The organism is Brevundimonas sp. (assembly GCF_031082345.1).
Taxonomy (GTDB): domain Bacteria; phylum Pseudomonadota; class Alphaproteobacteria; order Caulobacterales; family Caulobacteraceae; genus Brevundimonas.
Map to the genome: position 1 here is coordinate 1 of NZ_JAVHLH010000208.1, position 3,044 is coordinate 3,044.

The window sequence follows — 3,044 nt, forward strand, 5'->3', positions numbered from 1 at the left end:
GGCGAGCTGTTCCAGGCCAATATCGCCCGCGCCTGGTCCGGCGAACTGCGGCCGGACGCCGACCCCTTCGACGTCATGCTGCGCCTCGCCGACCGGGCCGCCGCCTACGGGGCCTTCTGGCGGCTGGGCGAGCGGACGGTGGTCTCCAACTCGCCCGAGCTGTTCCTGACCTTCGATCCCGCCGGCCGCCGCATCGAGACCCGGCCGATCAAGGGCACCCGGCCGCGCCATCCCGATCCCGCCCGCGACGCCGCCCTCGCCGCCGAGCTCCAGGCCAGCGCCAAGGACCGGGCCGAAAACCTCATGATCGTCGACCTGATGCGCAACGACCTGTCGCGCGTCGCCGACCCCGGCTCGGTCGCCGTCGAGCGGCTGTTCGAGATCGAGAGCCACCCGACGGTGCACCACCTCGTCTCGACCGTGACCGGCGCGGCCCGGGCCGGGACGGGCGTCGCCGACCTGCTGGCCGCGACCTTCCCGCCGGGCTCGATCACCGGCGCGCCCAAGCATCAGGCCATGAAGGTCATCGCCGCCCACGAGCCGCCGCGCGGCCCCTGGTGCGGCAGCCTGTTCCACATCGGCGATGACGGCGGCCTGACCGCCTCGGTCCTGATCCGGACGGCGTCGTTCGAGCGGATCGAGGGGCGCTGGCGCTTCCGGACCCTGGCCGGCGCGGGCATCGTCGCCGACAGCGACCCGGCGTCGGAACTGGCCGAGACCGAGGTCAAGATCCTCGCCCTGCGCGAGGCCCTGACCGGGCCCTAGCAGTCGTCGCAGGTCGTCTTGTCCGCCGTCCGCGGCCGCAGATAATAGGTGTGCGAAAACCGCGTCAGCCCGGGCATCAGATAGTCGGCGGCGGAATCGTAATCGTAGGTGACCTCCGCCACGATCACGCTCTCGCCCTCCTCGACCAGGTCTTGCGGCAAGGTCATCGTCGAGGCCACCGCGCGCGGGGTCATGCCGTCGCCGCGGCTCCAGTCGACCGTGTCCGTCCCGCCGGTGCGGGTGACGCTCGACACCCGCTGGTGCAGGGTCGCGGTCGGAAAGGGCTTCATGATCAGCCCGCCGATATCGAAGATGTCGTCGATGGTCGCCGCCGCGACCGTCTCTTCCTGGGCGATGAGATCGGCGACCATGGCCGAGACGTGTCCCATCCGCTTCTGCGCCATGAAGCCCTGACAGAACTCGGTCATGCCCATGTAGAAGGCGATCAGCACGGGCGCGAGCATGGCGAATTCGATCGCCGAGACGCCGCGCTCGTCGCCGGTCAGCCGCCTGATCAGACTGCGGCGCTTCATCCGGCCGGCTCGTTGCGGAAGGCGGTGGTGGCGGTCAGCATGGCCGTCCGGTCGCCCACGTTCGACAGCCCCTGCGACAGGAAGGTGGTCAGCAGCGGGTGCTCGTACCAGACGCGCACCAGGATCAGATCGCCGGGATTGCCGTTGGCGTAGGTCAGGCCGCTGGGATCGAAGCCCTCTCCGGCCAGCGGGTCCGGCGGCGTCGTATTGAACTGCGGAATGACCCGCACATCGATCGTCGCCTTGTTCTCGCAGTCGCCGGCGAAGATGCTCATCCGGCTGCACAGCTGGGTCTTGAACTGGGCGGCGGTCATGCCCTGGGCGCTGGCCTGGCCGGTCCGCACCAGGCGGCCGGTGCCGATGGCTGCGTTCTCCAGCACGGAATCGAGGGTGAAGATCAGCGCCACCTCGAGGATGGCGAAGATCATGACGCAGAAGGGCAGAACCACCATGCCGAACTCGACGGCGGCCGAACCGTCGCGGTTGCGCAGCAGGCCGCCCAGAAAGCGGCGACCTCCAGACATCCAGCGGCGGCGAGGGGCGGTCATGCGCTCTATTCAGCGGCGGCGGCGGGGCCGCTGGTCCCCCGCACGGAAGGCGAGCAGGATGCGGCGCAGGCCATCTCGGTCGCCTGGGCGCCGCGCCACATCCGGACCCGTCCGGCGCCGTCGCCGGCCGTGACGACGACCTGGCTCTGGAACACGGTGCGGCCGATCGGATCCACCGCGACCACCTCGGTGACGCCGTAGCCCTTGCCGGTGATGTAAAGCGTATTGGCGTCGACCACGGTGACGTCGGCGATCTCCGGATTGCCGACGATGACCGAACCGGCCGGACCGCGCAGCTGGATGCGCTGGGCCTGGTCGATCTCGACGCTGATGCGGCCGGATTGTGCGACCGCGTGGCCGGGGCCGCCCAGCAGGGCGGTCGCGCCGAGGGCGAGGAGCAGGCGGTGGAAGCGGGTCATGGCGACGGTGTCCATAGAGCGAGCGCGCGCGGGAGCGTGACGAAGAACCTGCCGTCGAAACCTCAATAAAGTTTGAAACCCGCGCCGGAATACCGGCCAGGTCCAGCGAGGGCCGGTAGAGGAGGAGGTCGCGGCGGTCCGGTCCGGCGGAATTTACAGTAAATCTTCTGGTAACCACGCCCGGCGACCGGGCCTTAACCGATATGGGCGATAACGACGGTGCGTTTTGGGGGTCAAGCGGGCTACCGGCTCCCCCCCCGCGTTCAGTAGCTCGCTTCCTCGTCTGCAAAGGAACTATGACCATGAAGAAGTTCATTTCGAAGTTCATGTCCGATGAGTCGGGCGCCACGGCCATCGAATATGGCCTGATCGCCGCCCTCATCGCCGTCGTGATCATCGCGGCCGTCACTGCCCTGGGCACCAACATCTCGACCCAGTTCAACAAGGTCGCCACCGCCATCGGCGCCACCTAAGCGTCGCAAGCGTCTTGAACCAGGCGAGGGCCGGAGCGGAAACGCTCCGGCCCTTTGCTTTTGCGCGTTCCGGAAACGCCGCCTTAAAGGTCGATCGGACAGGCTGTGCGCATGGAAGTCCTGCAACTGATCCTGCTCGCCATCCTTCCCGCCCTGGTGATCGTCGCCGGGCTGAAGGATCTGACGTCGATGAAAATCCCGAATTGGATCTCCGGCCTTCTGATCCTCGCCTTTTTTCCCACCGCCCTGCTGCTCGGCCTCGCGCCGACGGCGATCGCGATCCACATGGGGATCGCCGTCGCGGCC

At 68.4% G+C, this 3,044-nt stretch carries 5 protein-coding genes and 1 pseudogene; 3 read left to right on the top strand and 3 right to left on the bottom strand.

The window, feature by feature from the left end:
- On the top strand, positions 1–765 hold a 765-nt coding region (locus RDU12_RS12215), incomplete at its 5' end, for an anthranilate synthase component I family protein (protein ID WP_308684834.1).
- Here RDU12_RS12215 and RDU12_RS12220 read toward each other — a convergent pair.
- The 3 genes from RDU12_RS12220 to RDU12_RS12230 are packed head-to-tail and all read right to left on the bottom strand — an operon-like array spanning position 762 to position 2,265.
- Complete coding sequence (locus RDU12_RS12220; protein WP_300290113.1) at positions 762–1,298, bottom strand: TadE/TadG family type IV pilus assembly protein; 537 nt, start codon at positions 1,296–1,298, stop codon at positions 762–764. The genes RDU12_RS12215 and RDU12_RS12220 overlap by 4 nt on opposite strands.
- A complete protein-coding gene (locus RDU12_RS12225; RefSeq protein ID WP_300290112.1) occupies positions 1,295–1,846 on the bottom strand; it encodes a TadE/TadG family type IV pilus assembly protein in 552 nt (183 codons plus the stop codon). Before RDU12_RS12225 ends, RDU12_RS12220 begins: the two co-directional genes overlap by 4 nt.
- A 5-nt stretch (positions 1,847–1,851) precedes the next feature.
- Positions 1,852–2,265 carry a pilus assembly protein N-terminal domain-containing protein gene (locus tag RDU12_RS12230; RefSeq protein WP_300290111.1) on the bottom strand — a complete coding sequence of 138 codons (414 nt, stop codon included), beginning with the start codon at positions 2,263–2,265 and terminating at the stop codon, positions 1,852–1,854.
- 302 nt (positions 2,266–2,567) lie between these two features.
- Here RDU12_RS12230 and RDU12_RS12235 point away from each other — a divergent pair, with 302 nt between their 5' ends.
- The gene (locus tag RDU12_RS12235) at positions 2,568–2,738 is read left to right on the top strand and encodes a Flp family type IVb pilin (RefSeq protein WP_298745753.1); all 171 of its coding nucleotides are present in this window, start codon (positions 2,568–2,570) and stop codon (positions 2,736–2,738) included.
- Between the two features lie 111 nt (positions 2,739–2,849).
- Positions 2,850–3,044, top strand: a pseudogene (locus tag RDU12_RS12240) (pilus assembly protein CpaA); the annotation flags it as partial.